The following is a 16,722-nucleotide window of genomic DNA, read 5'->3' as shown; positions in this document are numbered from 1 at the left end:
GCGGAGTAGTGTCAAGAATAGCTTACGAAATAATTATATCTACGATACCGTACTTCTTTGCTTCTTCCGCGCTCATGAAATAGTCGCGGTCGGTATCTTTTTCTATCTTGTCCATCGACTGTCCGGTATGTTGTGCAAGAATATCATTGAGGCGAGCTTTTATTTTCAGAATATGTTCGGCTTTGATTCGGATATCGGTTGCTTGGCCTTCTACGCCGCCCATCACTTGGTGGATCATCACTTCGGCATTCGGCAAGCAGAACCGTTTGCCCTTCTGCCCCCCTGCCAATAGCACCGCTCCCATGGAAGCCGCCATGCCAACGCAAATCGTGGAAACATCCGGCTTGATGTAATTCATCGTGTCGTAGATGGCCAAGCCGGCTGTAACCGATCCGCCCGGCGAATTGACATACAGCTTGATATCTTTGTTTTTGTCTTCTGATTCCAGGAACAGTAGTTGTGCAATAACGGTATTTGCAATGTCATCATCGATGGCATTTCCCAAAAAAATAATGCGCTCTTTGAGAAGGCGGGAATAGATATCATACGCACGTTCACCCTGATGCGATTTTTCAATAACAGTCGGAATGAGATGGTAGTTTTTCATAGTATGCTTTTATTATATCAAATCCTTCTGTGCGGTGTCGATGAGGGCATCGAGCTCAAACAACTCCTGGCTTTTTTCATCAAATGCAAATCGAAGCTGTGGCACGTGTGTCATGTGAAGCCGATGATTAAGAAGGCTTTGGAGGTACGGTATGCGCTTGCCGATGAGAGCGAGTATAGCATCTTTTTGGTTCGGCGGGTAGATACTCACATATACCTGCGCATAGTCGAGTTTTTGTTCCGTTTCAACTTCTGTAATAGTTGCAACGGTACCTTTGGGAAATTCCAACTCACGGGCAAAGAGCATGCTGATTTCTCGCTGGAGGAGTTCGTTTACTTTTTTGATCCGATTGCTTTGCGCCATATCTCACACTACGTTTTACGCTTCAAGAGTTCCCTGTATTTTTTCTTCACGATAGGCTTTGAGCACATCTCCTTCTTTGATGAGTGATTTGCCATCAAATTGAATGCCGCATTCCTGGCCTGACTGGGCTGATGGAACATCTGTTTTGCCGGATTTCACAAGGCCGATTTTGCCTTCGGTGATTTTGTCCTCGCCCCGCATCACCATAACGCGTGCGCCTTTTTCAAAAATGCCTTCTTCTACACGCCCGCCCAAAATAGTTGTTTTTGGTTCGCTCCGGAATATTTTTACCACTTTAAGGGTGCCGAGGATAATGCGATTGACGTCCGGAGTGATGAGTGCTTCTACGCGCGAGCGTATATCATCAATGAGTTCGTAAATAATTTTATAAAGCTTGATTTCCACATTCTTTTCGCGGGCTATTTCCGCAGCGCTCTGGTTGACGGCTACGTGGAATCCTGCAATAAACCCGCCCGTGCCTTCTGCGCTCAGGACATCTGCCGTTGTCACATTGCCCAAGTCTTTTGCAATAATTTTTACCTTTACTTCAGGGTGGTCGATTTTGAGCATGGCTCCGCCAATGGCTTCGAGCGATCCAAGTGTATCGGTCTTGAGGATGAATTTAACAGCTTTTGCGTGTTCCTTTTCACCTTCTGTCCGCCGTGGCGTTACGATAATAGCAGCGCTCGCCCGTTCGTACTTGAGATTCTTTTCAACCGATTTATCAAGCTTCTTTGCTGCATAGAGCATGTCGCCGATGAGGGGGGCTGTTTTGAGTCCGACTATTTTAACCGGCATACTTGGTTCAACCGATGCAACGGGCGAACCATTCCAATCCCGTAGTGCCCGTGCTTTGCCGTAGAGTGTATTGTCATGGAGAATATAATCGTTTTGGCAGAGGGTACCATTTTGGACAAGAAGCGTTGCTAGCGGCCCCTCGTTTCTATCGATATGGGATTCGATAACCGTTGCAACAGTGGTGCCGGACGGATTGGCAACAATAGTACTTTTTTCCATATCCGCAACCAGAAGGATCATGTCCAACAAGTCCTCAATGCCGGTGCCTTTTTTTGCTGAAACCGGCACGCAAATGGTTGTGCCGCTCCAATCTTCCGGGATAAGTCCGTTGTCTGCAAGTTCTCGCTTGACTCGTTCGATGTCAGCATCGGGTTTGTCGATTTTGTTGATTGCAACAATAATGGGAAGTCCCGCCGCTTTGATGATTTTGATTGATTCGATTGTTTGGGGTTTGACGCCGTCATCGGCCGCAACGACCAGAATGGCGATGTCTGCAACTTTTGCTCCGCGGCTGCGCATGGTGGTGAAGGCCTCGTGTCCCGGGGTATCGATAAACGTGATGCGTTTTTCTTCGCCGGTATCTTTCTTTTTCTTTTTCACTTGGTACGCCCCGATATGTTGTGTGATGCCGCCTGCTTCGCCGGATACCACATTTGTGGTGCGAATTTTGTCGAGGAGGGATGTCTTGCCGTGGTCAACGTGGCCGATAATAACAACAACGGGAGGGCGGGGAATAAGGGTGGGTTCGCGGTCGAGAATATCTTTAAGCGGATTCAATGCAAGAGTTTCTTCGGTGTAGTCGGTTTCTTTTTGCGGTTCAACAATACAGCCAAGATCTTCGGATATAATTGCCGCCGTATCGAAGTCGATTCGCTCATTCAACGCGGCTAGAATGCCGTTGTTCATAAGAACAGTGATCAGTTTTGTTACGGGTATATTCAAGAGGGCGGCAAAATCGCGCACGGTAATAACAGGAGGGAGTGTGACGCGTTTTTTTTCTTGCACAACAGGAGTAGCCTGCTCCTCCTCTTTATCTTTAATAAGAAGGTGTTGATAGTGGCTCCAGGTACGCAAGACTCTATTTGCGGTGCGGTCGTCGATTTTCACAGCTTTTCGCCCAACATCAATACCCATCTGCGGCAACACCTCATGCAGTTGGTTGGTGGTGATTTTGAGCCTTCGTGCGAGTTCTGAGACATTCATAGTACACAGAAGCGTATCATAGATACGAAAAAAAGTGAAGCCTTGCTTTTAGCCCCACAAGATCTGCCAGTTCAAATCCTCCAGTCCTATGTGCTGTCCTCAAGGCACTACATCAGACACGCAGTCGGTAAGCGTACTAAGAAACATCTTACCTCAACTCTCAAAGAGCAGTGGGACGCTTTTTGCACACAAGGAGCTGGACATTGAGCTAATAAAAGTTTTCAGGTGTCATCATAAGCATTTGTGCATGCGGGTAACGATTGCGAAAAGCGACTGGCACTCTCCTTTGTGTTCCCTTTATTTCACATGCGATGAGTTGCTCGCCATGGCGTAAAATAAGATCGATCTCCGCTCCTTGTGTCGTACGCCAAAATGCCATCTGACACTCATTGTCACTGTATGCATTATGCTTGTATACTTCGCTGATGATAAAATTTTCAAAGAGTGCACCAAAATCGCGACGCAAAAACGGATCGGAAAAATCATTAATTATTGCATTGCGCAATCCAACGTCAAAAAAATAAATTTTTGGAGCTTTGCCAATCTCATCCCGCCTATTTCCGGTGAACGGCGTCAGTCGAAAAAGAATAAAACTCTGTTCGAAAATCGAAATATAACGCATCACAGTACGCCGATCTGCACCAAGGCGTGAGGCAAGCTCACTGTAGTTTATAAGATTCCCAATTTGATAGGCGAGAAGCCGCAAAAGATCGGCAGCCATTCGGCGGTCTTCAATAAGATCTAACTCTAAAATATCTTTAAATATTGCGGATGTGGCGAGTTCCTTGAGGTACTCCACGTTATTTGGATGATCGATAAGGTATGGACTGAGGCCGACAGTGAGTATACGCGAAAGCGTAGCACGCAAGTCAAAAAGATGAGCGCGGGGATTAAGATGTCCACTCATGAGACGTGAGAAAAATTCATCGGAAAGATGCTCTTCTATTCCAATTTGGTAGAGATATTCCGCAAAGGTAAAGGGAAACAAATGATAATCAATCTTCCGTCCAGCCAAACTCTCACTTGACCTATTTTTAATATGCAACGCCGACGAGCCGGTCACGATAAGTTTAACCTGAGGCATTTGATCATGAATAATCTTCGCCGCGCGACCAGGATCGGGCAGTAGTTGAATCTCATCAATGATGACCGTGTCTGTTGGGTTTATGAATTGCCGATAGGTATTGATGTCATACGTTTCAAAATTTTTCCGCACTGGATCGTTATCAAGCAATAGGTACTGTGCTGTTGGAAAGATGCGCTTAAGAAGCGTCGTTTTCCCAACTTGACGCGCTCCCAGCAAGAGAAGTGTCTGCCCTTTGTGGCGATCAAAATGCGACTGAATAACGGAATCTAAATGACGTTTTATCCTATGCATAGAATGTAGTTATCTCCACCGGCTTGGCATCATATCTGAGCATGTATTAAATGTTTCAACAGAGATGAGTTTGCGATGATTGCGCATGATATAAGGAAGATTTTTTATGCGAGCACCTGGATAGATGCCAACAATACTCCCATCCTTATCAGCGATTGTTATAACCCGTTGTGTATTGATGTTTATCCCTGCATCCCTAAGTCCGTAATCTGCAACTTCTCCTATGTTCCTATACCCCGAAATCCATCCCCCGAGACACTCTATGAAATAACCTCCAACACCGCAGTCCGACCCAATACACATAGTTTCTTCACCAAGTGAGTATACAAAAAAATCTGATTCTTCTGGTACTTTATCATAGGGAGGCGCCCATCCTGTTGAGTCGCCTACTTTCTCTGCTGACTGCAGTCCTAATTCAATAGTTTTATACCGCTTTACACTAAAAGGATACTTATTCCATATCAATAAAACCGCGAAGATAAGGAGTGCAATTACGAAGAGTGCAACAATACTTCTTGTATGAGAGGAAGCCCGGTTCATATTTAATCAACAACTTCGAGCACTCCGACACTTTTATACTTTACTTCAGAAAGTACAAGCTGAATCAATTTTAACATAGGGGATCTATATTGCATTATGTATATTTAATTATAGTTAAATATACATAATGATGTCAACTTAACTTATTAACAGGTCTATAAATCCTATCTGTCGCGCACTTCGCTTCAGCGTTAAGTCGCAATCGGCTATGTCAAATCCTTGGTTCTTTTTTGGTATTCAATTGTTGCGTCATTCAGTATCTACATTTCGCTTGTCCTAAAAAACGATGAAGGTATCGCCACAGCATCGGATGGATGGTCTATGCCGTTGCTACCACTTTCTCGATAATTTGTGCAAATACTGCCGGGTTGTGTTCTGCAAGGTCGGCAAGGATTTTGCGATCCAGCCCTATGTGCGCCTTGGTAAGCATTGAAATAAAGCGGCTATAGGTGAGGCCGTGTTCGCGGCAGGCAGCATTGATTTTGATCTGCCAGAGCGAACGGAACGTCCGCTTTTTTGCGCGTCGGTCACGGAAGGCGTTGACGCCGGCTTTCAGCATGGCCGGGCGGGCAAGCTTGATAAGTTTTTTGCGTCCCCATTTGTATCCTTTTACTTCTTTGAGAAGTTTGCGGCGTTTTTTGAGATGTATTGTACCGCGTTTTACTCGAGGCATAACGGATTAAAAAGTATTCGTTAATGTTTGAATTGTTTTGACAAGCGTTTTCGACATTGATGTATTGCGCCGTTTTTTTCGAGTAATATTACTCGAACTCCGTGCATTGAAATGATTTTGTCCGCAGTAGCGTTTGATTACTTTGCCGTTTGTGGTTACGCGGAAGCGTTTGGCAACTGTTTTTCGGGTTTTCATTTTTGGCATATGGCTTTCGGTTAGGCTTTAAGTCCGATTACGATGTTCAATTTCCCCCCCTGCATGTTGACGTCTCCTTCGGTTGCAATCTGCAAGTTTTCTTTGGTTTTTAAAGTATCAATGAATTGGCGGATAATTTCACGGGCGAGCGTTCCCAATTGGCGTTCACGCCCACGCAGGGCAAGCTCGATTTTTACTTTGTCATTTTGTTCAAGAAACTTTTTTGCCTGTGCCATGCGTACGGCAAGGTCGTGTTCGCCAATGCGCAGCGAAAGCCGGATGCATTTTACTTCCACTTTCTTTTGCTTTGCTCGCTGCTTGCGCCATTCCCGGTCGAGGGAGTATTTGAGCTTATTAAAGTCCGTTAGGCGGCATACCGGTGGGTCGGCTTGGGGTTGGATTTCTACAAGATCGCATTCAGAATCGGTAGCACGTTGCAGTGCTTCCGCGAGCGGCATAACGCCGATATGCGCATCTTGATCGTCGATCAAGCGCACCTGCAGCGCAGTGATCTGGCGGTTGATGCGGTATTGGCGCGCAGGTTCTTGCCGCGCGCGTGATTTTCTATAATTTTTTCGCATTGGTAGATTAGAGTGGAAGATCCTTGGTGGAGATGGCGGGAGTTGAACCCGCGTCTAGTTGGCCAATAAAACAAAGCACTACACGTTTAGTCGATTATCATTTCAATCATATGCCATGAAGGAATCGACACCCACGGCATATGACGCGCAAATCAAGATGGTTTGGATGGCAGCCGATTGCGAGAGCTGCCGCCCTATCCTGATGATATTACACCGGAAGCTTTTTATCAGGAGTCAAAAGTACCGATGGCAGCTGCGTGATTACGCTACTGCGAGAGCAAAGTTCGGGACGAATGCTGATGCAAGCGCCCGGAGCTTGCCTACAAATGCGTTTGCATTTGAATGGTTGGCTGTAAGGATTTACGAGGAAGAGCAGCCATCCTCGACGTGCGTTCTATTCTATTGATGCCCCTATCGATACCCGGCATCCCCTCGTTTGAGCACTTGTCTGATTTCGCGGTCGATGGATCGTTTTTTCAAAAGCTCACGTTTCTCATAGGTTTTTCGGCCACGGCCGATGCCTATCTCGAGCTTGATCCGATTTCTTGCAGTATATACCTTCAGAGGCACTACTGTCAAGCCTGCAGTACTTAATTTCCCTATAATATGCTTCATTTCCCGTTTTTGCACAAGGAGCTTGCGGCTACGTGTGGGATCAATGCCTTTTTTTGGCGCAGAGGCATAGTGCCCGATATGCGCGTTGATAAGCCACAATTCGCCATCGTGGACGCTTACATAGCTCCCCTTGAGACTGATAGATCCGTTTCGAACCGACTTGACTTCAGGACCAAGCAATACAATACCAGCCTCGTAGGTGTCGAGGATATCGTAATCATGAAACGCTTGTTTGTTTGTTGCGATAAGCGGCATAATCGTGTACTATACATCATACGATATTTCTATGCCATCTCAACGCGACACCGTTTTTACGGTTAACATTTCTTCACTCACTATCGCCAAGGTCCTCATGCTCGCAGGGGCTTTGGGGTTTTTGTATGTTATCCATGACGTGGTCGCAATTCTGTTTGTGGCGCTCATATTGTCATCGGCGCTTACGCCGTTTATTAAAACAATGGAACGATTCCATGTCCATCGCATTATCGGGGTCGCATTGATTTTTACCAGTTTTTTGGCAGTGCTTACGCTTGCCGTGGTGCTTCTGATTCCGCCACTCTCCTTGGAGTACACGCGTTTTGTCCAAAAACTCCCATTCTATATTGATCAGGTAATTGAGATGCTCCATGGAATCAGTCCTGATGTCAATATTTTGGAACAAGCAAAGAGTGCTTTTGAATCCATTCAATCAAATGCACTCCAATTTGCAGGAGGCGTTGTCGTGAAATTCTTTGATCTTATTAGCGGCATTTTTGCCATCTTTTTAATTTTCGTCGTCGTGTTTTACATGATCGTGGAAGAAAAGGCGTTGCGCAACGCAATTCACTTTTTCACTCCGCAATCATATCGTGACTACGTCGACCACCTTATCACCAAAGTGCAAGACAGGGTTGGCATGTGGCTGCGCGGCCAGGTGGCATTGAGTCTTATAATCTTTTCCCTCGACTTCGTCGTTTTATTGGTTCTTGGGGTTGACTATGCTCTTCTTCTTGCAATCATTGGGGGCTTAACTGAGTTTATGCCTGTTATCGGGCCGATTGTTGCGGCCGTGCCGGCGGTGTTTGTTGCATTTAACCAATCACCGATGTTGGCATTATGGACCCTTCTCGCGTATTGGCTTATTCAATATATCGAAAATCACTTCCTTGTTCCGCGCGTCATGCAAAAAGCAGTCGGCCTCAACCCATTAGGCAGCATTGTCGCGCTTCTTATAGGCGCTAAAATAGGGGGGTTATTTGGCATATTACTTGCCATTCCTGTTGCAACCATGATTACAACCGTTGGGTCGGAGCTCCTGGGCGCGCGAAAGAAAGAGGAAGAAGGGGAGTAGCGTAAAAGAGGTGGGGCACTGTACAGAATCCATTTTTTGTGATAGAATTGGTTTTCCATGAGTAACCGTTTTAATGAACGCATTTTGCTCTATAGGGTCCGCCGCGGAGACGCGGAGGCCTTTTCGCCGTTGTACGACCAGTATATCGATAAAATTTACCGATTTGTCTATCTCAAGGTTGCAACCCCCCAAGACGCTGAAGACATTACCGCGGAAACGTTTCTGAAAGTATGGCACTACATCCGAGACGGCAAAAAGGTGCAGTATTTCCAAGCACTGCTCTATAGGACTGCACGGAACCTTGTGGTGGATTTTTACCGGCGGAAAGGCGTCGCGCCGGTAAGTATTGAAGAAACAGAAATCGTTGTGGCGGACAGAAGTGATCTTACGCTCGAAGAGAAAATGGATCTCAAGCTGGATTTGAATAAAATAGAAGAATCTCTGCGGCAACTGAAGGATGCGTATCGGGAAGTGATTGTCCTCCATTTTCTGAATGAATTATCCATTAAGGAAATTGCGGCGATTTTGGAGAGCTCGCCCGGGGCGGTGCGTGTTTTGCTTCATAGGGGAGTCAAGGCGCTACGGAAAATGATTGACGCATAGACGTAGGGCACTGTAACACTTTTCACTCCCAGCCGTCTTATTAGTTAGAAACACAAAAAGACCACACAAAAAAGACCGAATTCAAAGACCGCGCAAAAACAAAAAAACCGATAACAAAAACAAAAACTCAAAGGGGGATGTTCCATTTGAGTTTTTTCTATCACTCTTAGGAGTTTCTATGAACCGAGCATTTATAAAACGAGTACAGCAACTGCAGTCCATCAAGCCCTCGTCTGAATGGAAAACGAAGACGCGGGATATTCTCTTATCCCAGATACGCTCGCAGGGCACAAAGGATGTGGCTGTTCCATTTTCCCAAAAAACCTTTGTTTTTCTTACCGAGGGAGCACGAAGCGCATACCACATGACGTTTGGCATTGTGTTTGCGCGTCCCTTCCATCTTGCAGCGGCACTTTCGGTACTTATTGTAGCGGGAAGCGGCATAGTGTTTGTTGCCGAGAGGAGTTTGCCGGGCGACCCACTCTATGCTGTGAAGCAGACCAATGAGGAAGTGCGCATGGCATTTGTCTCCCCCCAAGACAGGGGAGAGGCGGAACTTGAACGTGTCAGCCGTCGCCTTGCAGAATTGCGCGCGCTTTCCAATGCTCCGCTTTCCGATGAGCAGAAAGAACAGCAAGTGGGAACTGTTGCAGATACCCTCTCGCAGAATCTTTCAACGGCACAAGAAAGTTTGGATGCCATCGACGAGCCGGTAAAAGCTGTGTCTCTGGCAAATACGATCAAACAGCAGACAGCATCTACGCGGCAGGAGCTTGGCGCATTGAAAATTCCGTTAGGATCGCAGTCAAAGATCGCCGATGTCCAGTCGTCCGTTCAACAGGCTGACCAGAAAGCTCTGGAAGTGATTGTTGATCGGGGAGTAAGCGCCGGTCTCACCGATGCGGCGATTGCCTCTCAATTGGTTGATGAGATACGAAGTATGACGGCAAAGCTTGGCAGCCTTGAGATGAAAGTGACGCTTGCAACAGTGAATCAGCCCCAAAGCCGCGACGACCTTATCAAGCAGAAGAACGAAGCCGCAGGCCTGCTTGAGAAAGCCCAAGAAGATATAGATAAAAAAGAATTTAAACTCGCACTTGAAAAAATAACCAAATCTAAGGATACTATTACTCATATCGAGCGAGCATTGCGGGATACGGCAAACAACGCCCCCGTTGATGGCAAAAAACGAAATTAACCACATTAATATCAGTGCTCTTCTGTTGATACAATGTTTCCTGCTATGGCAGAAAGGCGCCTGAAGCAGCAAAAGTCGATTGTGGCACGTGCCGCAAGTTGCCCCAGGTAATGTTTGTAGACTAACTCTTATAAAAAGGTCCAAAACCTAACTTATGAACAGAATTCTCTCAACGGGAAAACGCGTTCTGACCGGTTCAGTAGCGACCACCACGATTTTGTGGGGCATCGGTTTTGCTTCCATCATGCCTGCAGCAGCAGCGCCGATGGATGGCGATCTCGTCAAAGCCTCAGGAAATTCGGTGTACTACTACATGAACGGCGGCCGGTACACGTTCCCGAACGAAAAAACCTATAAAACATGGTTCCAGGATTTCAAGGGTGTCAAAACCCTTAGTGATGCTGACCTTGCAGCCTTACCGCTCAAGGGCAACATGGCCTACCGTCCTGGTACCAACTTAGTGAAGATCACCACCGATCCGAAGGTCTATGCCGTCGAACCGGGAGGCAAGCTTCGCTATATTCCTTCAGAAGATGTCGCCAAGAAGTGGTGGGGCAGCAACTGGAACAAGCAGATTCACGATGTTCCGGATGCATTCTTCCCCAACTACATGATGGGCGACGCTCTCGGCGCAACACCCCCAGCAGGATATCTCTACAAGCCAGCAGGCTCGACGATGATGATGTTCTGGGATGGCAGTGCAGCCCGCTCGTTTGCGAACGGCGCATTTGCGGCAAACGGCTATGTGGAGAAGTACTTGCAGGCTCCTGCAGCAGCTGATGTATCCGGTCTTGCAAAAGGCACAGATGTTACAGCAAAAGAAGCAGGCCTTGCAATGGCATTCCCCGCAGCAGCAGCGCCAACAACTCCGACAACTCCTACGACTCCAACAACCCCCACCACCCCAACAACGCCAACAGCGCCAAAGGGTACCGGGTTGACAGTCGAACTTGATACAGCAGCCTTTGCAAAAGCAAACCCGAACGGTTTGACGGTTGCAGGCGGCAGCGCATACATCACCATGCTTGCTCTCAAATTGACTGCAAGCGCAGATGGCGATGTAAAAGTTACCGGTCTTACACTCACCAAATCCGGCATTTTGCAGGATTCCAATGTGAGTGGCGTAGGCGTGTATGATGCCACCGGCCGACGCCATGGCAGCATCGCAACATTCGGCTCACAGAAATCAACACTTGGTTTCACGAATGATCCGATCACCGTTGCAAAAGGCACCTCAACCACACTCTATGCGAAAGTTAATATCGCAGCAGGCGTGAATAGTGGTACTCTTGCAATCAATGCAATGGCAGCAGGCGATATCGCAACTGACGGCGCAACGGCAAAAGGCACCTTCCCGCTTGGGGGCAGCACCTTCGGCGTTGTTGCTGGCGCAGGAACGATCGCTTCAGCAGCCTTGACTTCGCAGACTGTTGCCGGCGGCACTATCGCAACACCAACTCAGATCGATCTCGGTCTGAAGAACTATGATGTTGCAAAATTCCGCCTCCAGGAAACAAGCGGCCAGGAGAACATGAAACTCAATCGCTTGACCCTGTACAACAACGGTTCAGCGGCAGACGGTGACTATGCAAATATCACCCTCAAAGATCAGGCAGGCAAAACCATTGCGACTCTTGCAAATGCAACGGCAAGCAAGATGGTCTTCGATCTCTCGGCGGCGCCGTATGAGATTGCAAAAGGCCAACAGCGCGATGTTAGCGTTTCTATCGACATCCCGGGCGCGGCAAACAGCGCAAGCCGCACCATCAACCTGACCGTTCAGAACGATTATGATATTGAACTCTATGGCACCAGCACCGGCGCAGGCATCCTGCCAACCACCACTCAGACCTTCCCGGTCGGTGATGGTACAGGCGCAGGCGATGTGGCAAATGCCGTTCAGTTCCGCCAGGGTTCAATCACCCTCTCAAAATCGTCTGATTCGCCATCAGGCAAACTTGCTCCGGGCTCCACGAATGTTACCCTCGCATCGTTTGATGTGAAGGCATTCGGCGAAGACATGGAATTGCAGCGCGTCACATTCGGCATTACCAGCGATGGTACCAATGAATTGACCACCAATCGCCATGCCCTCTCGGGAACCGTAAAGATGAATAACGATCTTGGCGCAACCATCTACAGCTCATCCGCGCTCACTACGACTCTGTATGCAGATGCGAATCTTACCATCGGCAACAACAATGTCGTTACGAACACGGGTGCAGGTGCCCTGACAGCCACGCAGGTCACCTTGAATACCTTCCACACCGTCAAAGCGGGCACAACGAGCAAACTCGTGTTTGTTTCGGATCTTGCCCAACAGGCGGATAGTGCAGATGCGTATACCGTGACCATCACCGGCTTCTATGCACGCCGCATCTCGTCTAACAACTTCGTCACAACAGCATCAACCGTTACCGGCAATCAGCGCCAGGTTGATGTCACAAGCCTTACGGTTTCTTCAAACTCTGCGTACAACCCAACCAACTTGGTGAAGGGCGGCGCAAACTTGAAGGTGGGATCGTTCAACGTCCAGGCAGGTCCTGCTGAAGACGTCACGGTCACAACTATGGGCTTGACGACCGGTACCAACACCGCAGGCAACCCGAACTCTGCATTGTTCACAGCCGCAGCGGTTGTGGCAGGCATCAGCAACCTTACCCTCAAAGTGGGTGAGACAGCATTCGGCACGCCGACTTCAAGCCCAACGGCAGGAAGCGCTTCAACCTTCACCGGCAGCTTGAAAGTCCCCGCATCAGGAACAGTCATGGTTGATATCTATGCAGATGTCTCCAATGCCTTCGATTCTGTTGCAGGAGCCGGCGCAGATCTTCTCCAGATGCAGCTCAGTGTAACAGCTGCTGTAGGTGCGCAATCACAGACAACCGTGACTGCAACCGCACAGAGCGGCCAATCGGTCACTATGGTTGCGAACGGTACTCTGACGCTCACCTCGAGCCCAACAGATACCCCGATCCAACAGGTGGTCCACGCAGCAATGGTTGACGTTCCGCTCCTTGCACTCAAGGTCTCGGAAAACACCAATGCGGAGAATATCAAGCTCGGCAAGCTCTATTTTGCAGGTGCAAACGGAGCCGGCAACTATGCCGACCTCAAGCTCTTTGCAGGCGGCACCCAAGTAGGCCAGAATGCACAGATTGTGAACAATGAAATCAAGTTCACCAATCTCAACTTCACGGTTGCCAAGGGCGCATCTCCGACCGTTCTCTGGCTCAAAGGAACCTCAACGGGTTCCGGCGTCCAGGCAGTCGGTCAACAGAGCTTCTTTGCCCCAACGTACTATGAGTACAGCGGTGCATCATCCGGCACTACCGTACGCGTATCCGGAGGCACAGTCGGCACAGCAGCAAACAATGACAATGCCGATACAGCAGCAACAGTCACTGTCAACGATGCATCACAATTCGTAGTCAACCACCGCGTTGCAATCGACTTCAACAACGATGGCGATTTCGGTGATGCCAACGAAACAAACGGCGGCGCAGGCTTCTTGGTTGCGGCAACCGATACAACGACAAATGTTGTAACATTGACCGCTGCAGGAACCGCACAGGCCGATGCAGTCGATACGACCCTCGGCGGACGTTTGGCAGCCTTCGACACTGCCCAGGCAAACACGGCAGCTGTGAACGGCAACCTGAACTTCCAGTCGAATGCCATGGTCAACCACAACACGGAAGCGGCAGTCACCCTGAACGCAAGTTCATTGGGCGGCACGCAGTCTCCGCAGTCGGGCCAGGCACTTGCAACCTTCGACGTGAAGTCGGACGGCACTCGAGATCTTCGTCTGAGCTCGGTCACGCTGAAGACCTCCGGTTCGTACTCGACCGCACAGTCGACTACGGCTATCGTAGTTGCGGCAAACGCTGCAGCTTCAACGCTTGTAGTGAACGGCACGACGATCACCATCGCCGATGCCAATGATGTAGCTGCAACCGAAGCAACCAATATGGCAGTCATTGTTAACGCTCATCCCGTTATCAATAAGATTGTTTCAGCGACAGTTGCTGGCGGAACGCTTACGCTTACTTCAGTCGCAGGTTTTGCTGACACCTATGCCGTTTCCGGCACCGGTGCATACGCAGCTGCTGCCGCAATGGCATTTGGCGCTTCAAACAGCGCAACTGCCGGCGGTGGTATTAGCGGATGGCAGCTCTGGCAGAACAACCGTGACCTTGGTGCAACTGTGAACGTCGTTACCGGCGGCACGGGCGCAACAGCAGGTTCGGTACTGCTCGGTGCAGCATCGCAGACCATGCGCATGAACACGGGCAACTACGTGCAGTTCTTGCTCAACACCCCGATTATTGTCTCTCCCGGTTCACCATCACAACTCGTGATCAAGGCAAACACTTCGAACGTCAAAGCAGGCGTTACGTCTGGCTCAGTGACGGCAGGCGTGTTCCTTGACGGTTCAGCCGGCGCAGGACAGTATGTCGGTCGCGGAGCAGCACAGGCTGCAGGCAACAATCTCGGCGGCGTTCGCTGGGACTATGTTGACGTCAACAACCGCTACGGTTCGGAAGCAGCAGCAGGCGCAAACAGCGTGCCTATGACTGTAACCCTTACCGTTACCGCAGTAGATGGCGCAGGAACGAATACCTTCAGAATCCTTGCCCATGGCCAGTCGGTTGATACCGGTGTAGTAGGCGGAACCACGACAACAGCTGCAACAGCAATTGCCGCTGCATGGAATGCAAATGCCACCTTGGCAGCGCAGGCCACAGCAGCAAGCGCAGCAGCAGTTGTAACGCTCACGCCTCTTGCAGGTTCAAATATCGCAACTCCATTCGTAACACTCTACAGTGTGGCAGCGAGTGGCTTAGCTGCAGGTACGAGCACCGTCACCTCAGCAGGCGGTATGATGGATGTCGCAGACAACTATCCAGTCTACGGCAACACCGTCACCTACTAAGCTTTCTCGGGCTTCGTAGCCAAAAAGCGTAGCTAGGAAACGCAACGACCCCTCCGATGTACTTCGGAGGGGTCTTGCTTTTATTGCGCCAAACGGCTATATTTTTCAAACAAATATATGAATGTCAAATTAAGACAATTACTGCCAACACTTGTACTGCTGGGCATCTTACTTGCCGCCGGTGCCGGCGCATTTGTTGCCTACCGAATCTATGGGGGGGATATAGCCTATTATCTGTATGAACAGAACCACAAAAACCTACCGGGTTTTGACTCAAGAAAGCAGTATCTGAAAAGCGCCTATCGGGCAGTTCATGCCAACCCCAAAGACGCCCAAAACTATGTGGATCTTGGATCCAGCCAGTACGGCATTCAAGATTACACAAATGCCGAAAGTAATTATCTTAAAGCCCTCGAGCGCGCGCCCAATGCCTCGGTAGTCTTTTGGAACCTGACGCATCTGTATATTCAAACCAAGGAATACGGCAAGGCGGAAACCTACGCGAAACTTGCTATCGAACGCGTGCCGGATAAGCCCCTGGGTTACGAAGCGCTTGGTGAGCTCTATACGTATTATCTGCTGGATAAGCAGGGCGAGCTCCCGGCACTCTACAAAACAGCTTTTGAAAAAACACGAAGTACGCTGTTCTTGCTTCTCTTGGGTGGCTATTACCGAGACAACGGCATGGCAGACAGAGCTGTCGAAACCTACCAACAATGGCTGGCGTTAAGCCCGCAGGAACAAAACCGGCAGGCAGTGGAGGCTGAAATCAAAAACCTCCAACAAAAGCTGCCAAAATAATATGCTGTTTCAGAACCCCAGGAGAGATAGCGCTGTTATTGCTCTTATTTTTTTCGCCGTGCTCGGGGGCGTGTTTTCTCTGCCGAACGCTATTCGATTTGTAACTGCACAGAATGCGCGCGCAGCGCATGGGGTTGTTGAAGTCCAACTGTCTCCGGATGAGAGAACTTCAATCGAAAAAGAAATCGTCGGCATTCATAACGGCATTCAGCGCGGGGATGGGGGAGAGGGGCAGGGTCTTGCACGGCAGTACACTAAGCTTGGCGAACTCTATGAAAAGCTCGGTTATCTCCAAAAAGCAAAAGATGCCTATGTCAAAGCGCTCAAACAGGACATGCGCAATGCCGACACCCACTTGCATAGCGCCAGTGTTCTTATCCGCATGAAAGATTACCGGGGAGCAAAAAAAGCTTTCGAAGCCGCACTAGATGCCGAACCTTACGGTTGGAAGTCCTACGATGCCTATGCGCAGTTTTATGCCGCTACTCTCCATAATCTGGATGAAGCGCGCGGAATGTATTTAAAAGGTCTTGTCGCAACAGCAAATCATATCGACCTTATGCGTGCCTATGCAGCCTTTTTGGAATCCCATGGAATGCTTTCTGAAGCCCATGAGTACCTGCAAGAAATCCTCAACCGCGAAAAATAGTGCGGGATAGCTTGACGACACTTAAGCCATGACGGATACTACAAAGAGAAGATATGTTGAGTGAATACATAGAAGAACAATTAAAAATTGCAAAATATAAGCTCTTGGAAGACGGAAGCTATTTCGGTGAACTTCCATTGCTTCAGGGCGTATGGGCGCAAGCTACGCACTTGGAAGATTGCCGTAAAGAATTGCAGGAAGTTCTTGAAGAATGGATGATCTTGAAATTGCGTGCAGGAGAGGATATTCCCG

16 protein-coding genes and 1 other RNA gene are annotated in these 16,722 nt (G+C 48.8%); 7 read left to right on the top strand and 10 right to left on the bottom strand.

Going from position 1 to position 16,722, the window contains the following annotated elements:
- Nucleotides 1-22 precede the first annotated feature (22 nt).
- The 10 genes from clpP to smpB all read right to left on the bottom strand — a co-directional run bounded on the left by clpP (nucleotide 23) and on the right by smpB (nucleotide 7,211).
- Nucleotides 23-607, bottom strand: a complete 585-nt coding sequence (clpP, locus tag AAB400_04500) for an ATP-dependent Clp endopeptidase proteolytic subunit ClpP (GenBank protein MEK7649140.1) — start codon at nucleotides 605-607, stop codon at nucleotides 23-25.
- Nucleotides 608-619: 12 nt separating this feature from the next.
- Nucleotides 620-970 carry a 30S ribosome-binding factor RbfA gene (gene rbfA / locus AAB400_04495; GenBank protein ID MEK7649139.1) on the bottom strand — a complete coding sequence of 117 codons (351 nt, stop codon included), beginning with the start codon at nucleotides 968-970 and terminating at the stop codon, nucleotides 620-622.
- Between the two features lie 15 nt (nucleotides 971-985).
- Nucleotides 986-2,971 (bottom strand): translation initiation factor IF-2, encoded by a 1,986-nt coding sequence (gene infB / locus AAB400_04490; protein ID MEK7649138.1) that lies wholly within the window; start codon nucleotides 2,969-2,971, stop codon nucleotides 986-988.
- A gap of 208 nt (nucleotides 2,972-3,179) precedes the next feature.
- Entirely contained in the window at nucleotides 3,180-4,349 is a 1,170-nt protein-coding gene (locus tag AAB400_04485) for an ATP-binding protein (GenBank protein MEK7649137.1), read from the bottom strand.
- Between the two features lie 9 nt (nucleotides 4,350-4,358).
- Nucleotides 4,359-4,889 carry a hypothetical protein gene (locus AAB400_04480; GenBank protein MEK7649136.1) on the bottom strand — a complete coding sequence of 177 codons (531 nt, stop codon included), beginning with the start codon at nucleotides 4,887-4,889 and terminating at the stop codon, nucleotides 4,359-4,361.
- Between the two features lie 319 nt (nucleotides 4,890-5,208).
- The gene (gene rplT, locus AAB400_04475; GenBank protein MEK7649135.1) at nucleotides 5,209-5,562 is read right to left on the bottom strand and encodes a 50S ribosomal protein L20; all 354 of its coding nucleotides are present in this window, start codon (nucleotides 5,560-5,562) and stop codon (nucleotides 5,209-5,211) included.
- A gap of 6 nt (nucleotides 5,563-5,568) precedes the next feature.
- Nucleotides 5,569-5,766, bottom strand: coding sequence for a 50S ribosomal protein L35 (locus AAB400_04470; protein MEK7649134.1), 198 nt, complete (start codon nucleotides 5,764-5,766; stop codon nucleotides 5,569-5,571).
- Nucleotides 5,767-5,777: 11 nt separating this feature from the next.
- Nucleotides 5,778-6,338 (bottom strand): translation initiation factor IF-3, encoded by a 561-nt coding sequence (gene infC, locus AAB400_04465; protein ID MEK7649133.1) that lies wholly within the window; start codon nucleotides 6,336-6,338, stop codon nucleotides 5,778-5,780.
- A gap of 24 nt (nucleotides 6,339-6,362) precedes the next feature.
- Nucleotides 6,363-6,770, bottom strand: a transfer-messenger RNA (tmRNA) gene (gene ssrA / locus AAB400_04460).
- Nucleotides 6,750-7,211 carry an SsrA-binding protein SmpB gene (gene smpB, locus AAB400_04455; GenBank protein MEK7649132.1) on the bottom strand — a complete coding sequence of 154 codons (462 nt, stop codon included), beginning with the start codon at nucleotides 7,209-7,211 and terminating at the stop codon, nucleotides 6,750-6,752. Before smpB ends, ssrA begins: the two co-directional genes overlap by 21 nt.
- A 28-nt stretch (nucleotides 7,212-7,239) precedes the next feature.
- Between smpB and AAB400_04450 the strand changes: the two genes are divergently transcribed.
- The 7 genes from AAB400_04450 to AAB400_04420 all read left to right on the top strand — a co-directional run.
- Nucleotides 7,240-8,283 (top strand): AI-2E family transporter, encoded by a 1,044-nt coding sequence (locus AAB400_04450; GenBank protein ID MEK7649131.1) that lies wholly within the window; start codon nucleotides 7,240-7,242, stop codon nucleotides 8,281-8,283.
- Between the two features lie 57 nt (nucleotides 8,284-8,340).
- Nucleotides 8,341-8,886: an RNA polymerase sigma factor gene (locus AAB400_04445; GenBank protein ID MEK7649130.1), complete on the top strand. Its 546-nt coding sequence runs from the start codon at nucleotides 8,341-8,343 to the stop codon at nucleotides 8,884-8,886.
- A 178-nt stretch (nucleotides 8,887-9,064) separates the two neighbouring features.
- Entirely contained in the window at nucleotides 9,065-10,084 is a 1,020-nt protein-coding gene (locus AAB400_04440; GenBank protein MEK7649129.1) for a DUF5667 domain-containing protein, read from the top strand.
- 154 nt (nucleotides 10,085-10,238) lie between these two features.
- Nucleotides 10,239-15,020 carry a hypothetical protein gene (locus AAB400_04435; GenBank protein ID MEK7649128.1) on the top strand — a complete coding sequence of 1,594 codons (4,782 nt, stop codon included), beginning with the start codon at nucleotides 10,239-10,241 and terminating at the stop codon, nucleotides 15,018-15,020.
- A 117-nt stretch (nucleotides 15,021-15,137) separates the two neighbouring features.
- Nucleotides 15,138-15,821: a hypothetical protein gene (locus AAB400_04430; GenBank protein MEK7649127.1), complete on the top strand. Its 684-nt coding sequence runs from the start codon at nucleotides 15,138-15,140 to the stop codon at nucleotides 15,819-15,821.
- Between the two features lies 1 nt (nucleotide 15,822).
- Nucleotides 15,823-16,470, top strand: a complete 648-nt coding sequence (locus AAB400_04425; protein ID MEK7649126.1) for a hypothetical protein — start codon at nucleotides 15,823-15,825, stop codon at nucleotides 16,468-16,470.
- Nucleotides 16,471-16,523: 53 nt separating this feature from the next.
- On the top strand, nucleotides 16,524-16,722 hold a 199-nt coding region (locus AAB400_04420; GenBank protein MEK7649125.1), incomplete at its 3' end, for a type II toxin-antitoxin system HicB family antitoxin.

It is taken from the genome of Patescibacteria group bacterium, assembly GCA_038065255.1.
GTDB lineage: Bacteria > Patescibacteriota > Patescibacteriia > JACQRZ01 > JACQRZ01 > JBBTRI01.
Note: the sequence above shows the minus strand (reverse complement) of the source record. Positions and strands in the feature narration are given on the sequence as shown.